This is a genomic window from Leptospira vanthielii serovar Holland str. Waz Holland = ATCC 700522, assembly GCF_000332455.1.
Classification (GTDB): domain Bacteria; phylum Spirochaetota; class Leptospiria; order Leptospirales; family Leptospiraceae; genus Leptospira_A; species Leptospira_A vanthielii.
In genome coordinates, this window is sequence record NZ_AOGY02000070.1 from 51,937 (window position 1) to 71,160 (window position 19,224).

Below are 19,224 nucleotides of genomic sequence, written 5' to 3' on the forward strand. Positions count from 1 at the left end.
AGACGAACCCCATTGCCAATACGAGCAATTATTCGTGGATGTATCCCCAGGTTTCTAATATTTTTTTCACTTCTTTACCCATCTCCCGTTGTACTTCGGATTCCCTGGTTCCACTGAAGGCGCCATCATTATAGACCCACGGAAGGGCAGAGGATGGAAATCCTTCGGGTTGTCTTTCCGAAACAATTAAGTCTTCTAAGTTGGTGATGGACCTTTGGAATTCCAACCCATACCTACCAAAACGAACAGGAATCGTTTTTCCATTTCGTGAAAAACTAAAAAAGGCACCCAGTTCTGGATTGACTGTTTTGAGTATTACCTCTTCCCCAAGAGTGGCATTTGTTGCCTTAGATTCTTTTTGTAAAGAGACAGTTTTTGCAGAACCAGAGCTGAGTTGGATGGAGTCAGAAACCTCCCAATCATAAATCGATCCTTGGACATTTAAGGAAAGGAAGTCTCGGCAAAGGGCTTCCGAACAAGGTGGAATCAAAATTCGTAAATGATTTCGTCTTAAAAAATTTTCCCGTCGGAAGTCGGCCCTTGCGATTTGTAAAAGCCTTTCTCCTTCTGGCACAGGGCTTAAATTGTTTTTTTCTTCTGGGTCTTTTTTTAGGTCATACAATTCTTCGGCCATGGTATGGGGTTCTCCCGCTGCAGTTCGCCTAACTGTCGTAAAACCAGGGTATCTGCGGATGTATTTGTAATTTTCTGTCCGAACCGATTCCGACATCCTTCCTTCTGTATAAATAAAACTTTCCTTGGGACAAACATCCGTTGTGCGAATGCACGAAGAATAATCGATACCTCGGTAGGTGGACTCTTTTGGCAATAAATCTAAAAAGCCGAGAATGGTTGGTGCGAGAGATAACAACGATGACTGGCCAGGAATGCGAATCTGCCCGCCACTACCTGCATTTTTTGACAAATCGGATCCTAAACTTTCTTGGATGGACTTAGGAAGTTTAATAAAATACGGCACAGCTATTTCTTCATCATAATGGGTTTCCCCATGTCCAAACCGAGTTTGCATAATGAAATGATAACTATAATCGTGATGAGAACTAAAAAGTTCGCCGTGGTCACCGGTCACAATGATCAAAGTTTCGTCATAGGTTCCTTGTTTTTTCAGAGCCGCCACAAGCCGACCAATTTCTCTGTCGGTATAATGCATCTCACCTAAGTAACGCTGCACGGGAGATTCATACCGGTAAAAAACTTCAGTTGGAACCAAGGAACGAACAGCGGCCAAATCCTCTGGCGGTGGGGAATAGGAAGCGTGAGGAGTATTCAAATTAAAATGTAAAAAATAAGGTTTGTCTTTGGATTCATTTACAAATTGGATTGCGTGGTTTGTGAGAACTTCTGTATCTACAATGTCCATTCCCACTTGAAAAGAATTATGAAATCCTAAATCCAAACCCACAGTTGTATAATCCAAAAAGAAAACATTATTCATAATCGTCTTGGAAAAATAGCCAGCTTCGCGAAACGTTTTGGCTAAGTTGTCTCTTTTTTTTCCATAGTATACTTTTCTTTGGTAAGGTTTTGTCGAAAACCAAGAATTCCCCAAACCAAGGTTAGACGAATATTCGGAATGAAAAAAAGACATCATGGATGGTTTTGTCCAATTTCCATTAGCGAAGGGATTTTCAAAGAAAATAGATTCCTTTGCCATTTGGTCCATTACCGGTGTCACAGAATAAGGATACCCGTAAGAACCAAAAAAATCTTTCCTAGCGGAATCAATCACAATGAGAATCACGGACTTTGGTTTCCGAGAACTGGCAAACGATGATATTAGTTCTTTTGGATATAACAAAGGTTCGCCTACAAAAAGATAACTATCCTGACTCTCCCAAACTAACCGAAGGGGCCCAAATTCTCCGATTTCCAAAATCTCTTTTTTGGCAGTCCACCTTTCCTTCACCGAGCCGGCAAGGTTCCATTCCCGAAGCAAATTCTCACCTGAATAGATTTTAAAACTTCCTGAAACTTGGGATTGGAATTCTGTTCCACCTAACAATCCGACAAGTGTAGAAAATTCATATTGGCCTGGGGGAATTTTGAATTCATACTCCTGACCCGGGGGAAAAAAAAGTGAGTCCAGAGAATGGTTTAAAAAGATTTTTTTATCTGTATTGAATGTAACTTGAGTATTTTCCCATTTGCGAGAAAGAGGAAGGCCACTTTGGCGACCGGGATTTTTTTTCCAATGGTAGGGAAGCAAATCTTTGGAAATCGAAATTTTGGATTTGGCATTTCGTAACTCCAAAACCAAGTCCACGGGGAAACGTCTTTCCGATTTGTTCAAACAGCTTAAGAGACAAAAACAGATCGATAGGGCGAAAGGAACAGTCGCTCGCATTTGGAACCAGTTTGGAAAACAGGTTTCCGACGAACAGGAAAAGTTCTTTCTTTTTAGGTTTCCATCGTCCATGTTTGACATCTATGAGTATCTGGGAACAAGCCTACTCCCGTGAGGAGTCTACCTTTCAAAATAAAGACGGCGGATCGATTTATTACCAAATCTACCGACCTAAGTCTGGCGTTAAACGTGTACTCGTTGTCCACCATGGATTTGGGGAACACGGAGGCCGTTACACACATTTATTGGAAGCGTTAGCCGACAAAAACTTTGCTGTGTACCTAATCGATGCTAGAGGCCATGGTAAGTCCGATGGACGTCGTGGTGTCGTAAATCACGTATCTGATTTTTTTGCCGACTTAAAAGAACTCATCGACATCGCCAAACGCAATGAAGGTGTTAAGAAAGTTACCTTACTCGGTCACTCTATGGGTGCTGTGATCACCTTTTTGTACACTGCAACCGACAACTACCAAAACGATTTGGACGCTTATATTTGTAGTGCCCTTCCTATCAAAGTCCAAACCGACTTAGTTATGAATGTAAAAAAAGCAGCCGGAGGGTTTTTGGCGAGTTTACTTCCTTCACTCACCATTCCTGCAGGCCTTGATGTAAACATGATTTCGCATGACAAGTCTGTGGTGGAAGCTTATGTAAAAGATCCTTTGGTTCACGGAAATATTTCTGCTTACCTAGGAGATTTTTTACTTAACTGCTACAACTTAGGACTCGAAGCCGCAACCAAAATCACTGTACCAATTTATATGTTCCATGGAAAGGAAGACCAAATTGCCCTCCATCAAGGAACCATTGATGCATTCGAACGAGTTGCATCGAAAGACAAAACGATAAAGATTTTTGACGGATTATACCACGAGACCATGAACGAACTTCCTAAAGACAGAACTCTCGTCTTAAAAGAATTAGTATCTTGGATCGATAAACACTAAGGAGACAATGCCAATGGCAATAACAAAGGATATAGTTGGAAAAAAACTAGATCGTTTTGATTTCACAGTGGAACGAGGAAAGATCAAAGAATTCTGCCTCGCCATCAACGAAAAAAACCCAATCTATTTTGATGTAGAAGAAGCAAAGAAAGCGGGATATTCAGATGTTCCTGCTCCCCCTACTTTCCCTACAGTCATTATGTTTTGGGGATACCCAAAGATTTGGAACGATATGGCCGAACTCGGTATCGACCTTTCCAAAATCCTTCACTTAAAAGAAGAGTATACGTATCACAAAATTCTGTATCCGGGCAAAGTGTACGCACAATCAGAGATTGCCGATGTAAAATCCGGAAGAGCAGAAATCGTAACTTTCAGAACGACCATCTATGATGAAAAAAATGATCCAATCCTCTCCGCTGAGATGGCGATCTTCATTCGTAAGGATTAATACAGGAGGCTAACAATGGCAAAAATCGAATTTGATAAAGTAGAAGTTGGTCAAACTCTTCCTCCACTAGACATCCCGGTCATCGAACATGCAAATTTAGTTCGTTATGCGGGAGCATCTGGAGATTTTAACCCCATCCACAACGATCCTGATTTTGCAAGAAAAGCAGGCCTCGATGGAACTATCTCTCACGGTATGTATGTTATGGCACAAGTAGGAAGACTTTGTACTTCTTGGGCTGACCAAAAAGACATCGCTTATTTTGGTGTGACTTTCAAAGCCATGACAAAACTTGGCGAAAAACTAACTATCGTTGGAACCATCAAAAAGAAATTTGAAAAAGATGGGAAAAAAACGGTAACTGTTCTTGTAGAAGCTAAAAACGAAGCTGGTGAAGTAAAAGCCGGTGGAGATTTAGTCGTCAACGCAGTATAAATTTTACACCCTCTCCCTTTGAATGAGAACGTTCCATCATTTGAAGGGAGAAATCCACCAAACAAGGAACAGACTATGCCATCCGAAGAAACCATCGTTTCGCAAATCAAAGATTTACTTTCCAATCATCCGAACATAAACATTGATATTTTATTTTTGTATGTACCTGAGTTTAAAATCCTCCACCACATAATCGAAGAAGACGAAATCATCCAAGGGTATTGCATAGGTTTACTAGAGGGATCCAAAGAGAAATTGAGCCCAGGAAAATGGCTCGTTTTACTCACCAACAAAAGATTTCATTTGGTTCAAAATCCCATAATGCGATCCAGCCACCAACACATCCCATTAGAATTTTCCAATATTAAAAAAATCACAACCAAACTCGGTTGGTTTTTTGGCCAAATTCAATTTGTTACACCAGACAACACCATTCGGATGTTACAAATCGGTAGGAAAGATTACAGTTTTTTCCTTCCTTATTTGAAAGATTTTTTATAAAATCTGAAGATTTCACTCGCATAACAAACTAAATGCGAATATTACACCATGAATTAAATCACTAAACTACTCCATTCCCAAAACAATCCTTTAGTTGGCTCCATGTAGGTGGGGCGCCTCGAATTTTACTATAGATCAAAATATTAAACTATAACGACCGCGCTATTCGCTGCAATCCTTCGGATTTCCGCTTCTATCGCTGGCGCGGGAATGGTTACGGTTCCAAATCATGGCCTTGGATGAGAAGTTGATATTAAGACAGAAAAAAGTATCTTTAAACAAGCGAGGGTAAGGAGTGAAGCAGAATGAAATATACGGTTGAGATTGTAAAAACTAATACTGGTTTCTCGGCCCATGTACCTGACTTACCTGGTGTATTTACAGTCGGTGATTCTGTCAAAGAAGTGGAGACCTTCATCCAAGAAGCAATCCAATTGCATCTGCAAGGTTACGAAGAAGATGGGTTACCAACACCGGATTCTAAAACCGACGTGATCTGGATCGAGGTATAATCTTTCGCCTACTCCAATTCCTCAAAGGGAATGTCCAAAACTTCAAAACCCGCACAACCAACAAAATCAAAATGCCACCACTCCGTTTTGTTCACTCGAAATCCATGGTTCGTCAACACTTGAATTAATATCGTTCGGTTTTTTAGAATTTCCGAGTCACTTACCGGTGCCTCTGCCCATGCCTCTTTCCGAAAGGAGTCATATTCTGTTGGCATAGAAAGTTCTTTTTTTGTTTTTAAATCCATCAAAGTTAGGTCTATCGCACAACCTTTGTTATGCCGAGATCCCGTTTTGGGAGAAGCCACATACCTTGTATCTCCAATGATTTCAAAAAATTTTACAGTAGCGGTATAAGGCCTGTAGGCATCAAAAACTTTGATCGAGTATCCATGTTTCAAAAATTCTTTTTGTGCCGAGTCCAAAGCTTCCGCCACCGGCTTTCGTGCAAATGCTTTGGCTTCTTTGTAGATCACTTGTTTGGTAAAGTTGTTTGGAGTAGCATATTTGATATCCAAAACAATGTTTGGAATTTTCTTTCCTAAGTTAATCAGTTCTTTGCTCGGGATTTTTTTTACAGAGTCTTCATAAGCCAAGCGATCCAAAACAATGAGTTTGTTTTCCTTGTTTTGGGATATCAAAGAAATAAAAGGAATTGTTAACAAAATTGCGATTGTAACTAGTTTCATATAATTCTCCTTTTTTTATGTTTTGATAATTCGCATTACAATTTATAAATGAACCTAAATCCCATTAAGAATTTGTAGGATCGGATTTAGGTTCTTTCGATTCTAGGAGTGGTTCGTACATCATCCAAGCTATATTCTCTGTCACGAGTTGGTCTTCCAAAATTTCCTTTGTGATTTTTAAAATTTTTTTTCTGCGGATGGTATTCCTTCTGGTATATCCCCCCCAAGGTTCCGCATGAAACCCGTGGTAGGATTCGTAAACTTGGTAGAAAAAAGGAATTTCTACATCTGAGCGCCATTCCCCTTTTAGAAATCCATCTTCAATCCAAAGATGCAAAACAAACGGTTGTTTGGTTGTATTTTTAATTTGTAAGTCAATGTAGTTGTAGGACAAAGTGGCACCTGATCCAAAGGGAAGGGTTCTTCCGGAATCAGGAAAAATATCAAAACTATGCCGCCATCTTTCCTTCACCTCTAAGGGAGAGTGTAGTGTCATCCAATAGATGAGGTTTGCCATTTGGCAAAGTCCACCTCCAGTGCGTTCCACAAACCCGCCATTCCGCAGTTGCATTCCAGGCAAATACCCTTTCCGTTTTGTTGGTTTGCCCACGAGATACCAAAACGAAAACACTTGGTTTGGATATAAAACAGTTCCATCTAACTTAGAAATGGCGATTTCTAAGTTTACCTTTTTGTTCTCTTGGAGATACATGGGCACATCTTTTAGTTTGCGATAGATGGGCGATGAATGTTTGAAAATAGAAATGGGAAAGGTAAAAGTCATCTCCTGCAACGGAATTCTGGTAACAGCAAAAGTATTTCTTTCGAGAAACCAAACCCAGTAACGTTTCCATTGGAAATAGATTTTTCCGAGAAACAAACGTAGATTTCCACGCATTGTTCTTCGGTTCATACCCAGGATCGATTTTTTTTTGAAACTAAATCCCATAGCTTTGTTTTCTCTTTATAAAGTTGGGGCGTTCGCGGTAAGGATTTTTCCAGGACTTGGCCAATGATAGCAGTTTTGAATTTCGTTTCTCTAACCACAAACGGTAACGTTTCCAATCCTCTTCTAATACCATTTGGTATTCTCCCAACGGTTTGAGATAAGAAAATATAGGATTGTTATTTTCATCCTTACTTGCTAACAAATTTTCATAACGAATTCCATAAACAGCACGATAGATTTGAGTCCCCTTTGGTAGTTCAGCAATGGCTTTTGCATCTGGTTCCCAAGAGAGGCAATCTTTACGAAATTGGAAATGATAGTATTCACAAAATCCATGGTGAGCTACAAGCAAACCATTGTTAGAGATAGAAGCCATTTTTTCTGCAGGATTCCACATCAATTCATAAGAATACCGAAAGAGATGGGGTTCTGTATAAACAGTAAAAATCCAAAGAATACTACTAATACTCCAAACTAAAATTTGTATTTTACCCCAAGGGATAAAAACCTGTACAACGAGGATCAAACTCAAAAGGATGCGTAGCTGAATGTCTGCAAAATGAAAGATCGGCAACACCAGTATCAAACCAAAAAATGCGATTGCCTTACGAATTTGGAGGACCTTTTCTTCGCTCTTCCCAAATAGTAAATATCCCCAGTCCCAGAGAATCCCTAAACCAACAATTCCATAAGCGGCCGTTAGTGGGAATATTTCTCTTTCACTGTAGAACCTTTCATTGGGATCATTGGGAAGTAGAAGTGGCAGCAGGAGGGAAAGGATAAAAATATAAGGATAAAACTTTATAGGAATTTGATAGAGAATCCAGATGCCGAGTCCTAAAATTCCCACCATGGGATGAAACCAAAGTGCCAATAAAAACAAAAGTCCAGCGGCCACCCACCGAATTCGGGAAAACGAAGAAGTATAAAAACCAATACTTAGAACTAAAAATCCCAAAGCCCAACTTTGTTTTGGATACAAAAATCCGAGTAACAAAATAACAAAACCGGGAAAAAGAAAACTATATTTTAATTCTCTTTGCAAAAGAATCCAACGAGAGAGAAAAATGGAAAAAAGTAACCAAACGAAAGTTAAAATTTGAAATAATAATAACGAATAGTCTTGGATGCCAAAAATCTTTAGAAAAAGGGCAACAATATGAAAAACGGGAGAAGAATCTGGCGAATGCAATTTCCCCGTTTCTAATAGGGAAATTGCTTGAACGCCATACCAATAAATATCCTTTCCGAACAAAGGAGGTTTAGTTAGAAATCTGGACTTTGTTTCCGACCAATTGTAAACCACCAATAGTTGCAGGAGTTATAGTCAACGTATCACTGAAAATCAAAGTAGATTCTTCTTCAGTAGTTTGCGAGTAAGGACTGTCTGCATCTAAACTCGTAGTGACTACCTTATGATCTCGTCCAAAGATTTTAATTTTAGCTTCACTTGAATTTGCATCAAGTAATACCCAATTACCATCTAATACGCGTTTTTCGATAGTATCATCTTTCCAAATAACAAAAGATCCATTGGAGCGAAATACATAATCCAGACGACCCTCCGCCATGTCACCAAATACTGCTTTGTTGACTAAATTGGAAAGAATGGTACCGTTTGTTTTCGAAAGGATTGACTCTTTGAATTTCTCTGCATTTTGGTCAATGACAGTGAATCGGTTTCCTTTTTCACCTAACAAAATGATTTCAGCGATGACTGTATCACTCCAAGTATTTCCGGGACGGACTTTTTGAATTTTAAACGTAAAATTCTTTCCTGAAATTGTTTTAGGAAAGAAAATTCGTTGTCCACCTTGTTTGTCTTCCACTTTGAGAGTAAAGGAATCAGAACCATTGGATACTTGTAATTCGGTTACTGATCCATTTTTGTGGAAAAGTGAATCCAATCTTTGGTATCCGTTAAAAATTTCAATACCAGATAAATCAATTTTATCTTCTAAATTAATTTGGAAGTTTTCACCCACTCCGTCTGTTTTAGCTCCTTCGACCCAAGCAAAGTCAATACTCCCATCAAACAAACCATAGGCGGGATAGTTAGGAAGTGTGCTACTAGCTTTCACTTCGCCTTGGATTGGTTCTGGATAAGTTACATCTAATTTTTTTCCATCTTGGAAAAAAGAAACTGATTCAATTCCATTTCCCGAATCAGGAAGTAGATAAATTACATGAACACCATTGGAACGAATTTTTTGATTTTCTGTTTTGGAGCAGTCAAAATTAGTCGCATAACTTCCATCCTTGTAAAGAGCAACATATCCTTTTTTGTCCTTACATTCGATTGAAAGTTCACTGAAAAAAGCGCGGCCATCGGTTTTGCCGGGTTGGTTCCATTGTGCACCATTGGAAAAAAAGATGGTGATTCCATCCAAACTAGTTTCTGGTTTCCAGTACTTACCCGATTTGAAGACGTTGATGGGACTGGTTCCGTCTGCAGAGGACGCAGCTTGGATCCTTTCAATGACAACGGACTTTTCAATCGAACTACCCTTACAGAAAAGGAAAAATAGAAGGGAAAGAGACAGGATTATTTTTTTCAAAGGTTGTACCTCGGCAGATACAAAGAATCCAAAACTCTTCCGACTTAGACAAGTAAAAAATTGATCACGATTAGATCAGGCCGCCGAATACTTTTTTCATCTCCTCGCTTCGCATAGCGCCAGATATACGATGAATCTCTTTTCCATTTTTAAAAAGAATCATTGTAGGGATTCCCGTGATACCATATTTACCAGCGATTTCCTGCTTTTCATCCGTATTGATTTTGATAATGGAAACCTTTCCCTTCCAGTCCTTCGCTAGTTTTTCAAGCTCTGGTGCCACCATTTGACAAGGACCACACCAAGGTGCCCAAAAATCCACTAGGATAGGTTTATCATGTGTTTGGACCAGTTCCTCAAAACTTTTTGGTAAATTTTCTGACATATCCTATTCTCCTAAGTTTTAGACGAATATACCCATGGGGGTATAAAAGAAAAATCAACTTTTCTAAATTTTTTTGTTTTTTATTTTCAAAAGAATCAATAGACAATGTCACAAACATTGGAATCCATTGAGTATCCATTTGATGAAAGTTCCAAAACCAGTACATCTTGACCCCCAAGGGATCCGGCAACTTTTCCTGACTCATGGAAAAAAAATCAAACTTAAAAAAAAGGAATTTTTTGCCAAACAAGGAATTCCTTTATTTAGCGTTGGTTTGGTGGAATCGGGTGGATTCAAACTGGTTTATAAACATGGGAAAAAAGAATGGATCAAATCTTTTATCTTTGAAGGTGGGCTTTTAGGAAGTTTGCCAAATATACTAAACCAACAAACAAACACCTATTCCATATTAGCTTTAGAGCCTAGCGAAGTATTTGTTCTCACCGCAAACGAATTGAGAACAAAAATGGAGAAAGAAGACCGATACAAAGAATTTCTCATCCAATTCCTTTCTACTTTGTATTTGAAAAAAGAAGAACGAGTTGCAGACTTTTTACTCTTAGAGCCTGAAAAACGTTATAAAAAGTTCATTTTAGAATACCATTCCGCTTTAGAAAGGATTTCCCAAATAGACCAAGCTGCCTATTTGGGAATTACCAATGTTGCCCTCAGTCGGATCAAAAAGAGAACTTTTTTAGATAATCAGAAATAGCATCTAAATAAAGTTTGGTGAACTCATTTCCAGAAAATGGATTTTGTGAGGTGACTAAATTTCGATCACGAGTGGCATATCCACTGGCAGGAAAAAACTCTCACTTCTAATCAAAATTTGTCCCCACCAAAACAGGCGGGAACTTTTCTAATAGAGGTGCGGAACCAGGGCTTTGTTTTTAACCTAAGTTAAAAAGTATAAATTACAAATGGCAAAATCCAATTACCCGCCTTGCGGGTCATACCCTCCCTTTTTTCTAAAACAAATCAATCGTTTCAAAGCCTTGTAATAATTGGACTTCGACCTTATCGTCTTGAGCTCGTTTCAAAATATATTTCATATTCGATTCAAAATCATCTCCTAGTTGGAGGTTTGGTTCCAAAGGAACGGAAAGTGGTTTGAAAAAATTATCCCAGTGGATCGGAATGAGCAGTTTGGGTTTTAGAGTTTGTACAGTTTGCCTATAGAACTGTTCCTGGAATGGAATGGGTTGTAAGGAAAGTTGGGCAATTCCTAAAAACAAAACATCTACTTTTACTTTGTCCAAGGCCCCTTCTACAAAGTTTGTACTGCTTTTGATAAGAATTTTATTTTTTCCATGTTGGATAAAAAAGTCAAAAGTCCCTCCTTCGATAAAGTCTGTTGCTTTGACTGGTGGGATGAGTGGAGATTCGATATTGGGATGGTTCGGATCGGTTGCATTTGTTTTTCCAAATATGCGAAAGGGAGGTGTGTGTTTGGATTCTAAAACGGTGATGGTAAACTTTCCTATTTGAATGGGTTTTCCTGGTTGGAACTTCTCCATTTGATTTTTGGTGAGTCCGGCTCCAAGGCCTACGTTCAGAGTAGAGGAAGAACCAAATAACTTCGCCTGTGTTTGTTTGGCGACAAGGGGTGCATCCATTACATGATCATAATGGGAATGACAGACAAAAATGGCTTTCAGTCGTTCGATTTTAGCTTTGTCGATTACAGATTGAACCGTAGATGGATTTGATTCTATTTTGGAAAAAGCAGTTTTCCATAAAGAAGGCCTAGAAAAAAATCCATCTGTTAAAATTTGTGTTTCTCCATCATCTAACAGAATCGATGTGGTGCCGAGAAAGGTGGCACGAATTTTTCCTTTGGGAATGGGGTTCGTATTACTTTCATGTGGGAAATAAGAATCATAATGGCTTAAGGTTCCGGAAGGACGAAAGGCACAATGAGAACAAAAGAGAATGAGTAAACAATAGAGAATGGAAAACAAAGGTTTTGGTTTTTTGAGAAGACTCGTTTTGTTTAGCATAACGATACAAAATTTACAGAAAGAAATCCAAATGGCAAACTATTTCTATTTCCATAATAGATTGGATCCTCCAGAGCGAGAGGGATTTGCAGGACTTGGTCTCCGGACGAAAGGCGGCCGGAGACGGGAGCGAACGCGGACTCCGGAAAAGCCCGGACCCAACGGGTCTCGCCAAACAAAAGATAACAAATGAGCGTATTGTTTTGGATTGGTTGGCAGTTTTCTTTAGGTGGAAGATAGTCTAAGAAACAATATGAAAACAATCAACTCAGAGTTGCCCGTTGTTGTAACGGGAGGATCCGGATACATTGCCTCTTGGATCGTTAAGTATCTGTTAGAAGATGGAAAATCAGTGCGAACTACCGTGCGTAGTTTAAAAGATACGAAAAAAATTGAACATCTACTGGAATTACAAAACAAGTTTAAAGACAAACTCACATTATTCGAAGCTGATTTACTAACAGAAGGAAGTTTTGATAAAGCGATAGAAGGTGTTGAACTTGTAATTCATACGGCATCTCCCTTTTTTGTGGCAGGAATTAAAAATGCGCAGAAACAACTCGTTGATCCCGCACTGCAAGGAACAAGGAATATTCTGGGCGCATGCAATCGCATTTCTCCTGTTAAACGAGTTGTGTTAACGTCGAGTGTTGCAGCCATTCACAGCGACAATATCGATTCCTTAAAAGTTTCAAACAATACCTTTACCGAAGAACATTGGAATACAACAAGTAACCTCATCCACCAACCCTATGCTTACTCAAAAACTTTGGCTGAAAAAGAAGCTTGGGAGATCCAAAGTAAACAAACACGTTGGGATTTAGTTGTGATCAATCCTTCCTTTGTGATGGGCCCTTCTCTTTCCAAACGACTTGATGGAACCAGTGTTGAGTTTATGAAAAATATGTTGAAGGGAGTATTTCGTACAGGTGTTCCCGATACGAAGATGGGATTTGTGGATGTGAGAGATGTGGCAAAGGCACATATCTTAGCAGGATTTACTCCGAGTGCAAAAGGAAGGCATATCACATCAGCCGAAGTCATGCCAATGTTAGGTGTTGCAAAGATCATTAAAGAAAAGTTTGGTAAACGATACTCTGTGCCTACAGGAAATCTTCCTAAGGCGCTTGTGTATGTGATTGGGCCATTCTTTGGATTGAGTTGGGGTTATACAAAAAATAATATTGGCCAACCATTGAACTATAATCATGAGTTTAGCAAAACCGATTTGAGCTTAACCTACCGTCCACTGACTGAGACTTTTGTGGATCATGTGAATCAAATGGAAAGTTCTGGATTATTATAAATTTACTCTAGAGAATGACTTGCGGGTTTTGTTGAAACTGCGAAGTTTTCTTTAGAATTTTTCAAGAGATTCGATTTCCAAGAGACAAGTGTTATGTTTTATGGTAGGAGTTGGGCCGGGAATGAACCCCCACAAGCCCACCTCCACCACCCATTCAGGGTGGGGGCCGAGACCGAGCGCACGAGACATAATATGCATTCCCTTCAAACCAATCCGTTCCTCCAAACAGATTACTTACAGTTCGGAACAGCCAAACAACAGGAATTGTTTCGTGATTTAGAAGAATGGAAAATTCTAAAATGCTTACATGGTTTCAAACCCACACTTGCGGGCACCATCCCCTTAGATGTTGATACAGACACAAGTGATGTCGATATCCTTGTCAAATTTAACATCCCTGCCCATTTACAAAAAATTTGTTACGCCAAATTTCGTAATTTACCAAATTATCGTTTTTCAGAAAAAACAATTGCTCTTCGAGTAACTTTAGTTTGTCGATTCCAAACAAAAAAATTTCAATATGAAATTTTTGGACAATCAGTGGAACCGACAGAACAATATGCTTGGATTCACATGATGGTTGAAAATCGGTTCTTAAGATTGGCTGATCCAACGCTCCGCGCGGAAATTCGACACCTAAAACAACAAGGGATGAAAACAGAACCTGCTTTTTGTAAAGTATTGGATTTGAAAGGGGATCCGTATAAAACTCTCGTCCAATGGAATCAAAAAACCGATGACCAGTTTCTGGAATTACTTCTCCAAAGAGGATATCAAATCAATCCAAATTGACGAAAGGTTAGATTGACCCTGGGTCGTTTGACCTTCATTGCTTTGGGAAGAGAATGCAACCAATGCCTTTGTATGACATCTTTCATTAAAAGTAAACTCCCATGTTCTAACTGTAACTCCACCTGCTCTCCAGTTTTTTTATGTTTGTAACGAAAGATTCGTTCTGCACCAAAACTCACAGAAGCAATCGTAGAATTCGGACGCAAGGAAGTTTCATCATCGCTATGCCAAGCCATCCCTTCACTTCCATCATGGTATAAATTCAACAAACAAGAGTTGAAAACTTCTTTAGAGGCCATTTCTACTTTTGTTTTTAAATCTAAAAGGAGAGGAGACCAAGGAAGAGCTGTTTTGGTTGTTCCTGAATACCGATAGGAAAAACCTTTCTCTGCATACCAAGCGACACTTCGTTTGGTGGTGATGCGTTTTCCATAGAGGATGGCTTCATCCGGTTTCCATTCGATCTCTTCCATTAAGGAAGTAAAGATCCGATGGGATTCTTCTGCCGGGAGAAAATGAGGGATGTACAACAATAACCCATCATAAGGTAATAAATTTTCAGATTCGGAACTTGGGAATAGATACATAGATTTTGGAATGTATGGATGGATGGATCGCCTAAAAAAATGAATTCACTAGTAAATATGACCGCCGGGAGAAAAAAATCCAATGAAAATCTGGACTGGTTTTTAAGTCGACCGTCTAAAATTTTAGTTGGATTCCCTTCCAGACCAAAGAATCTATACGATAGTATGACCCCAACTCGCACGATACAATCTTTCATAGACGCAAAAAAGGAAAACCTTTCCCCTTCGGAAGAAGTTTGGAACTCTTTGAAAGGATTTCGGAAATGGAATGAACCGGAACTCATTGGTCTTCGCAATGCCTCTGGTTATTATCCTGATATTTATTTTGAAGCCGGAATGGATGAAACCATAGCGAAACTACTTGCAAAATTCCAAGAGAGAGTTGTCCCCCATAAATTTTAATGAATCCGAGTACTCCTAAAGTTTTATACCAAGAAGCAAATCCATACGGTTCTTTTACTGCATTTTTAGAAGATGACGGAAGAACTATTTATCTCTACTTACAATCACATAACAATCCTGAGTGGCCAATGAAAACACTTTGGGTGCGTAACTTAATTGATGCCCCCGATTTACGAGTGGATGAGGATTTTGATGTTGGCCTTGCACCGGTCCTCACCAAATCCGAAATTACAGATCCAAATGCACAAAGTTCCTTCACTGAAGACCAAATTCATTTTATTTGGTCAGAAGAAGGAGATGCAGTGGCATTATTTGTAGATGAAGAACTACAAGCCTATCTTCCCTCTTGGTCAGGGATCAAAGGCATTCATGGGTATGCAAAATTTGCAAAAGAAGAAGCACCAACAGCATCCCCTCTCGGAGATCCAGAAAATGGTGTGATTGCCGAACGAGTCAGAACCAATCGAAAGTTTTGGGAATCCGTTGCGAAAAAAGACCATTGGAAAAAAGCACAACAACTTCGATTGGATTTTTTAGAATCAAAACTTGGTAAACATGAAAAATATTGGTCTGCCGATGGTGGAAAGTATCCTTCGCTTGGGATCGCATCCTTTTTACCGAAAGAATTTCCTGGAATCAAAATATTTTCTACGATTGGGATGAGTGTACAAAATCAACCATCCATTGAACTCTATCACAAAGATTATGAAAATTTTTCTCGTATTGAACTTGTTTTCGCCATCCAACTTTCGAAAGAAGCAGAAGATAAATCAGAAACATGGATCCAACATGTACTTGGTGAGATGGTAAAGTTTCCTTGGAGCACAGGAATTTGGTTTGGACATTCTCATACGATTCAAAATCCGAGAAAAGATCCCGATCAACTCTATTTAGACTTCAATTGGTTCGTTCTACGTAACGTCACAGAGGAAATAGAGCAAGGTATAGCAGAATCTCTACCAAATCTTCATGGACTCGTCACAGAGAACGGGAAACGCGCTAATTTTCTTTTCTTAACTCCGATCGCAACCGAAGAAAGAATTTGTTTTATGCGCGAAGGATCATTTAAGTTTTGGGAGACCTGGAAGAAGGAAGGATATAGTTTCTTTCATGACAGCGAACGAAGAATGTTAGAATTCTAGATTTTAATTTCAAAAAAAACCGATTCAAACTCTAAAATCTGGCCGTTACTCTATATGATATGGCAGAGACGTATACAAAGTACTTCAATTTAGAGTTTGAACCCTTTTCCTTAGAACGAATTCTCGAAGAAAGACAAGACTCCACTGGTTTTTTTCTCTCTACCGTATTTCAAAAACGGTTTTCGGAAGAAGTGAATCTCAAACGCCACGAGGACCAAAAACTTTGGATCCAAACAAAAAATCTGCGTTATATTGTTTTGGATGGGGTTCAGAAAATTTCCGATGAAAACGGAAGGTTGGAACCTACCAATATCCTCTACTTACTTGTTTTTTTTGATTTTAACTCCATCACTGAGTATGGTTTCGAAGATGTATGCAATGTACTGATGAAACGATACGATTTACCTTCTCTCATTCTCAAAATGCCTGAGTCAGACCATTTAGAAATCTGGAGTAAGGATCATTCACGTAAGAGTTATAAAAATGTGATCCATCCTAACATTGAATCGCTGATGAAATCACTCTTTGATTCGATCAATAAGAAAGATCATTTTCAATTTATTGGTATGGAAAGAGTCAATTCTGATAAAAAATCGGGGTTTTCGATGAGTCGAAGGGGTTTTACAAGGGCAATTGCCTAAATTTTCCCAGAACTTGTGCCTATAAATGAAAAAACCCGCAGGTTTTGCGGGTTTACACAATCTTACTTCGATAGTTTCGAAGGAAGAATCAAATCTAAGTTATTTCTTAGATTTTTTCTTTGCAGCTTTTTTCTTAGCGGCTTTCTTTTTTGCGGCTTTCTTTTTAGCAACCATTGTGATCGTCCTTATCTTTTGATTTCAAAACACGGCTGTCCTTGGCAAACAGAGAGTGAATTGATACGACATAATTAAATCAGATCATTTTAAATGTAAAGAAATTTTATTTTTTGCATGAATTTTTATTCAAAATAAAAAAACAGACTAATACTCATTCTACGGAACATTGATAACGATCTTACCAATTGTTTGTCCCGATTGAAATGTACGGAGTGCATCGTGTATCTTTTCGAACGCAAACTCATGTCCAATGGTTTGTTTTGGTAATGATAACATCATTAAATCGGAAAAATGTTTTCTAAGTTCATCAATTTCATTCCACAACCATATTAAATTGAATCCCATCACTGATTTATTCTCTGAAATCATCGATAATGGATCAATTTTTGGTCTTGTGAGGTAAGAATATGCAATCGATAGCCAATTTCGGAATGAATGTGATGGTGTGAAGTTCGCACTGCCATAAGTAATAAGCCTTCCCATTGGTGCCATGAGATCATAACTGTCGTGAAAATAACGACCACCTAAACATTCTAAAACTATTTTTAATGGATGTCCTGATAAAATTTTCTGCATCTCTTGTTTAAAATGAGGAGATCTAATGAGAAAATAATCATAACCAACCTCTTCTAAGATCGAAAACTTAACGGAATCACCTACAAGACCGATTGGGATTGCTTTTTTTTTCTTCGCAATGTGTCCTGCCATAATTCCCACACCACCGGCAGCACTATGAATCAGAACATGATCACCTTCTTTCACTTGCCCCAGTGGAACGAGAGCATAGTATGCAGTGAGTGCTTGTACAACAAAAGCCGCACCATCTTGCATCGACCATCCCTTAGGAAGTGAGAATACTGTTTTTTCTGAAATGTTAAGATGTGTTGTATAAGCTCCGAACCTGGTTGCACCAAACACTGTGTCTCCGACCTCAAAATCCTTAACATTTGGGCCTATTTTTACGATTTTTCCCGCAAATTCCAAACCAGGAATGAAACTTCCTTTAGGGGTTGCTGAGTACAAACCATAAATCGAAAATACATCGGCAAAGTTAAGTCCAATGGCTTTCACTTCAATGGTGACTTCATCTCCTTCGGGTGGCCTTAAGAGTTCTTTTTTTCGATGAAGGTGATCGATAGATCCGGTTTTTTCGATGCGATAGACTTCTCTTAACATAATATCTTAAAAAAAATTCAATTCCATAACCATGAAACCATTTTTCAATGGTTCCAGAGTCTGAACGAGAGAAAACCGTGGAACTGAAACAAACCCCTTTACATACAATTCATAAAGAAATGGGAGCCAAGATGGTTCCTTTTGGCGGATGGGACATGCCTGTTCAATATACTGGCATCATCCAAGAACATTTAGCAACTAGATCGGCCGCGGGACTCTTTGATGTTTCGCATATGGGTGAAATTTTTGTGACGGGAAAAGAAGATGAGGTTCTCAGTTTTTTAGAATCAGTCACTTGCAACACCATCTCTAGTATGAAAGCCGGCCAAGTGCAGTACAATGCTGTAGTGAATGAAGACGGTGGTCTTGTGGACGATATCACAGTTTATAAATTTAGCGATAGCAAATACATGATTTGTTCCAATGCTTCCAACTACCCTGCAGTCACAAAACATTTAGAAAAATATAAAAAAGGAACCGTAACTGTCGTTGATGATAGCAAAAACTGGCATCAAATTGCATTACAAGGTCCGAAAGCGGATGAAATCTTTTCTAAATATCTTGGAAAGGATTTAAGTTCGATCCTTTACTATCATTTTGAAGAAATGAATTGGAAAGGGGAAACCATCATAGTATCTCGCACTGGTTATACGGGAGAAGATGGATTCGAAATTTATACATCCAACACACTCGGTGTTACCTTATGGAAAGATTTATTAGAAATAGGAAAAGAGTTTGGACTTGCACCTGTTGGCCTTGGGGCTCGTGACACACTCAGACTCGAAGCAAAATACCCACTCTATGGCCATGAACTGAATGCAGAATGGACACCGGTAGAATCGGGAATCAACTTTATCGTGAAAGAAAAACCGACTCCTTACTTGGGATATGACCGAATTATCGCTGACAAAAAGAATGGTCCCAAACGTAAAATTGTGGGGATTCGCCTGATGGAACCTGGGGTTTTGCGAGAAAATTTCCCGATTTTTTCGAGCGATGGTAAAGAAATTGGCAAATCCACCTCAGGAACCCACTCCCCCAGTCGCAAAGAATCCCTAGGTCTTGCCATTCTCGAAACCGAATTCACTAAAAACCAAACGGAAGTATTTGTGGAGATTCGTGGACAAAAGAAATTGGCAAAAGTAGAGACTGGGGCCTTTATCCAAGGCAGTGTCCGAAACAATCGCTAAACCGAGAACATAGAAGAAG

The 19,224-nt window shown here is 39.0% G+C and carries 22 protein-coding genes; 13 read left to right on the forward strand and 9 right to left on the reverse strand.

The window, feature by feature from the left end; translation table 11 throughout:
* Positions 1-28: 28 nt before the first annotated feature.
* On the reverse strand, positions 29-2,437 hold the full coding sequence (locus LEP1GSC199_RS17335) for a sulfatase (protein ID WP_039927307.1): 2,409 nt from the start codon (positions 2,435-2,437) through the stop codon (positions 29-31).
* A gap of 11 nt (positions 2,438-2,448) precedes the next feature.
* On the opposite strand from LEP1GSC199_RS17335, the gene LEP1GSC199_RS17340 reads away from it, so the two are divergent.
* The 5 genes from LEP1GSC199_RS17340 to LEP1GSC199_RS17360 all read left to right on the forward strand — a co-directional run bounded on the left by LEP1GSC199_RS17340 (position 2,449) and on the right by LEP1GSC199_RS17360 (position 5,214).
* Positions 2,449-3,315, forward strand: coding sequence for an alpha/beta hydrolase (locus LEP1GSC199_RS17340; protein ID WP_039927279.1), 867 nt, complete (start codon positions 2,449-2,451; stop codon positions 3,313-3,315).
* A 13-nt stretch (positions 3,316-3,328) separates the two neighbouring features.
* Positions 3,329-3,766 carry an FAS1-like dehydratase domain-containing protein gene (locus LEP1GSC199_RS17345; RefSeq protein ID WP_002988441.1) on the forward strand — a complete coding sequence of 146 codons (438 nt, stop codon included), beginning with the start codon at positions 3,329-3,331 and terminating at the stop codon, positions 3,764-3,766.
* A 15-nt stretch (positions 3,767-3,781) separates the two neighbouring features.
* Positions 3,782-4,201, forward strand: a complete 420-nt coding sequence (locus LEP1GSC199_RS17350) for a MaoC/PaaZ C-terminal domain-containing protein (RefSeq protein ID WP_002988549.1) — start codon at positions 3,782-3,784, stop codon at positions 4,199-4,201.
* 75 nt (positions 4,202-4,276) lie between these two features.
* Positions 4,277-4,702 (forward strand): PH domain-containing protein, encoded by a 426-nt coding sequence (locus LEP1GSC199_RS17355; RefSeq protein WP_002988749.1) that lies wholly within the window; start codon positions 4,277-4,279, stop codon positions 4,700-4,702.
* 305 nt (positions 4,703-5,007) lie between these two features.
* Positions 5,008-5,214, forward strand: a complete 207-nt coding sequence (locus LEP1GSC199_RS17360; protein WP_002988520.1) for a type II toxin-antitoxin system HicB family antitoxin — start codon at positions 5,008-5,010, stop codon at positions 5,212-5,214.
* Between the two features lie 8 nt (positions 5,215-5,222).
* Here the strand turns inward: LEP1GSC199_RS17360 and LEP1GSC199_RS17365 are convergent, their stop codons facing one another.
* The 5 genes from LEP1GSC199_RS17365 to trxA all read right to left on the reverse strand — a co-directional run bounded on the left by LEP1GSC199_RS17365 (position 5,223) and on the right by trxA (position 9,792).
* On the reverse strand, positions 5,223-5,900 hold the full coding sequence (locus tag LEP1GSC199_RS17365) for a M15 family metallopeptidase (RefSeq protein WP_002988618.1): 678 nt from the start codon (positions 5,898-5,900) through the stop codon (positions 5,223-5,225).
* A 64-nt stretch (positions 5,901-5,964) separates the two neighbouring features.
* On the reverse strand, positions 5,965-6,849 hold the full coding sequence (locus LEP1GSC199_RS17370) for a VanW family protein (RefSeq protein WP_002988712.1): 885 nt from the start codon (positions 6,847-6,849) through the stop codon (positions 5,965-5,967).
* A complete protein-coding gene (locus tag LEP1GSC199_RS17375; RefSeq protein WP_002988489.1) occupies positions 6,839-8,104 on the reverse strand; it encodes a hypothetical protein in 1,266 nt (421 codons plus the stop codon). Before LEP1GSC199_RS17375 ends, LEP1GSC199_RS17370 begins: the two co-directional genes overlap by 11 nt.
* A gap of 7 nt (positions 8,105-8,111) precedes the next feature.
* A complete protein-coding gene (locus LEP1GSC199_RS17380) occupies positions 8,112-9,407 on the reverse strand; it encodes a discoidin domain-containing protein (protein WP_002988405.1) in 1,296 nt (431 codons plus the stop codon).
* A gap of 70 nt (positions 9,408-9,477) precedes the next feature.
* On the reverse strand, positions 9,478-9,792 hold the full coding sequence (trxA, locus tag LEP1GSC199_RS17385; RefSeq protein WP_002988610.1) for a thioredoxin: 315 nt from the start codon (positions 9,790-9,792) through the stop codon (positions 9,478-9,480).
* A 142-nt stretch (positions 9,793-9,934) separates the two neighbouring features.
* On the opposite strand from trxA, the gene LEP1GSC199_RS17390 reads away from it, so the two are divergent.
* Complete coding sequence (locus tag LEP1GSC199_RS17390) at positions 9,935-10,504, forward strand: Crp/Fnr family transcriptional regulator (RefSeq protein WP_039927282.1); 570 nt, start codon at positions 9,935-9,937, stop codon at positions 10,502-10,504.
* A 256-nt stretch (positions 10,505-10,760) separates the two neighbouring features.
* Here the strand turns inward: LEP1GSC199_RS17390 and LEP1GSC199_RS17395 are convergent, their stop codons facing one another.
* Entirely contained in the window at positions 10,761-11,792 is a 1,032-nt protein-coding gene (locus LEP1GSC199_RS17395; protein WP_002988400.1) for an MBL fold metallo-hydrolase, read from the reverse strand.
* 253 nt (positions 11,793-12,045) lie between these two features.
* Between LEP1GSC199_RS17395 and LEP1GSC199_RS17405 the strand changes: the two genes are divergently transcribed.
* Together LEP1GSC199_RS17405 and LEP1GSC199_RS17410 are read left to right on the forward strand one after the other, a co-directional pair.
* A complete protein-coding gene (locus LEP1GSC199_RS17405; protein WP_002988390.1) occupies positions 12,046-13,098 on the forward strand; it encodes an SDR family oxidoreductase in 1,053 nt (350 codons plus the stop codon).
* A 192-nt stretch (positions 13,099-13,290) separates the two neighbouring features.
* Entirely contained in the window at positions 13,291-13,890 is a 600-nt protein-coding gene (locus tag LEP1GSC199_RS17410; RefSeq protein WP_002988546.1) for a DUF4269 domain-containing protein, read from the forward strand.
* Here LEP1GSC199_RS17410 and LEP1GSC199_RS17415 read toward each other — a convergent pair.
* Positions 13,872-14,477: an alpha-ketoglutarate-dependent dioxygenase AlkB family protein gene (locus tag LEP1GSC199_RS17415; RefSeq protein WP_002988600.1), complete on the reverse strand. Its 606-nt coding sequence runs from the start codon at positions 14,475-14,477 to the stop codon at positions 13,872-13,874. The genes LEP1GSC199_RS17410 and LEP1GSC199_RS17415 overlap by 19 nt on opposite strands.
* 165 nt (positions 14,478-14,642) lie before the next feature.
* Here LEP1GSC199_RS17415 and LEP1GSC199_RS17420 point away from each other — a divergent pair, with 165 nt between their 5' ends.
* From LEP1GSC199_RS17420 to LEP1GSC199_RS21495, 4 genes are read left to right on the forward strand one after another with little or no spacing between them, the layout of a single operon-like run.
* On the forward strand, positions 14,643-14,879 hold the full coding sequence (locus LEP1GSC199_RS17420; protein ID WP_039927309.1) for a hypothetical protein: 237 nt from the start codon (positions 14,643-14,645) through the stop codon (positions 14,877-14,879).
* Positions 14,879-16,021, forward strand: a complete 1,143-nt coding sequence (locus tag LEP1GSC199_RS17425) for a suppressor of fused domain protein (protein ID WP_002988431.1) — start codon at positions 14,879-14,881, stop codon at positions 16,019-16,021. The genes LEP1GSC199_RS17420 and LEP1GSC199_RS17425 overlap by 1 nt, the downstream gene beginning before the upstream one ends.
* Before the next feature lie 59 nt (positions 16,022-16,080).
* A complete protein-coding gene (locus tag LEP1GSC199_RS17430) occupies positions 16,081-16,662 on the forward strand; it encodes a hypothetical protein (RefSeq protein WP_002988692.1) in 582 nt (193 codons plus the stop codon).
* Positions 16,663-16,687: 25 nt separating this feature from the next.
* A complete protein-coding gene (locus LEP1GSC199_RS21495) occupies positions 16,688-16,858 on the forward strand; it encodes a hypothetical protein (RefSeq protein WP_002988387.1) in 171 nt (56 codons plus the stop codon).
* Positions 16,859-16,995: 137 nt separating this feature from the next.
* Here LEP1GSC199_RS21495 and LEP1GSC199_RS17435 read toward each other — a convergent pair whose 3' ends face one another.
* A complete protein-coding gene (locus LEP1GSC199_RS17435) occupies positions 16,996-18,015 on the reverse strand; it encodes a synaptic vesicle VAT-1 family membrane protein (protein WP_002988522.1) in 1,020 nt (339 codons plus the stop codon).
* 47 nt (positions 18,016-18,062) lie between these two features.
* Here LEP1GSC199_RS17435 and gcvT point away from each other — a divergent pair, with 47 nt between their 5' ends.
* Complete coding sequence (gene gcvT, locus LEP1GSC199_RS17440) at positions 18,063-19,205, forward strand: glycine cleavage system aminomethyltransferase GcvT (RefSeq protein WP_002988631.1); 1,143 nt, start codon at positions 18,063-18,065, stop codon at positions 19,203-19,205.
* Positions 19,206-19,224 lie beyond the last annotated feature (19 nt).

Coding starts and splice junctions, on each gene's coding strand:
- LEP1GSC199_RS17350 (WP_002988549.1), top strand. CDS start 3,782: ATGGCAAAAATCGAATTTGATAAAGTAGAAGTTGGTCAAACTCTTCCT.
- LEP1GSC199_RS17425 (WP_002988431.1), top strand. CDS start 14,879: ATGAATCCGAGTACTCCTAAAGTTTTATACCAAGAAGCAAATCCATAC.
- LEP1GSC199_RS17395 (WP_002988400.1), bottom strand. CDS start 11,792: ATGCTAAACAAAACGAGTCTTCTCAAAAAACCAAAACCTTTGTTTTCC.
- LEP1GSC199_RS17365 (WP_002988618.1), bottom strand. CDS start 5,900: ATGAAACTAGTTACAATCGCAATTTTGTTAACAATTCCTTTTATTTCT.
- LEP1GSC199_RS17430 (WP_002988692.1), top strand. CDS start 16,081: ATGGCAGAGACGTATACAAAGTACTTCAATTTAGAGTTTGAACCCTTT.
- LEP1GSC199_RS17435 (WP_002988522.1), bottom strand. CDS start 18,015: ATGTTAAGAGAAGTCTATCGCATCGAAAAAACCGGATCTATCGATCAC.
- LEP1GSC199_RS17370 (WP_002988712.1), bottom strand. CDS start 6,849: ATGGGATTTAGTTTCAAAAAAAAATCGATCCTGGGTATGAACCGAAGA.
- LEP1GSC199_RS17335 (WP_039927307.1), bottom strand. CDS start 2,437: ATGGACGATGGAAACCTAAAAAGAAAGAACTTTTCCTGTTCGTCGGAA.
- LEP1GSC199_RS17415 (WP_002988600.1), bottom strand. CDS start 14,477: ATGTATCTATTCCCAAGTTCCGAATCTGAAAATTTATTACCTTATGAT.
- LEP1GSC199_RS17410 (WP_002988546.1), top strand. CDS start 13,291: ATGCATTCCCTTCAAACCAATCCGTTCCTCCAAACAGATTACTTACAG.
- LEP1GSC199_RS17345 (WP_002988441.1), top strand. CDS start 3,329: ATGGCAATAACAAAGGATATAGTTGGAAAAAAACTAGATCGTTTTGAT.
- LEP1GSC199_RS17420 (WP_039927309.1), top strand. CDS start 14,643: ATGACCCCAACTCGCACGATACAATCTTTCATAGACGCAAAAAAGGAA.
- LEP1GSC199_RS17355 (WP_002988749.1), top strand. CDS start 4,277: ATGCCATCCGAAGAAACCATCGTTTCGCAAATCAAAGATTTACTTTCC.
- LEP1GSC199_RS17405 (WP_002988390.1), top strand. CDS start 12,046: ATGAAAACAATCAACTCAGAGTTGCCCGTTGTTGTAACGGGAGGATCC.
- LEP1GSC199_RS17360 (WP_002988520.1), top strand. CDS start 5,008: ATGAAATATACGGTTGAGATTGTAAAAACTAATACTGGTTTCTCGGCC.
- LEP1GSC199_RS17390 (WP_039927282.1), top strand. CDS start 9,935: ATGAAAGTTCCAAAACCAGTACATCTTGACCCCCAAGGGATCCGGCAA.
- LEP1GSC199_RS21495 (WP_002988387.1), top strand. CDS start 16,688: ATGAAAAAACCCGCAGGTTTTGCGGGTTTACACAATCTTACTTCGATA.
- LEP1GSC199_RS17340 (WP_039927279.1), top strand. CDS start 2,449: ATGAGTATCTGGGAACAAGCCTACTCCCGTGAGGAGTCTACCTTTCAA.
- gcvT (WP_002988631.1), top strand. CDS start 18,063: ATGGTTCCAGAGTCTGAACGAGAGAAAACCGTGGAACTGAAACAAACC.
- trxA (WP_002988610.1), bottom strand. CDS start 9,792: ATGTCAGAAAATTTACCAAAAAGTTTTGAGGAACTGGTCCAAACACAT.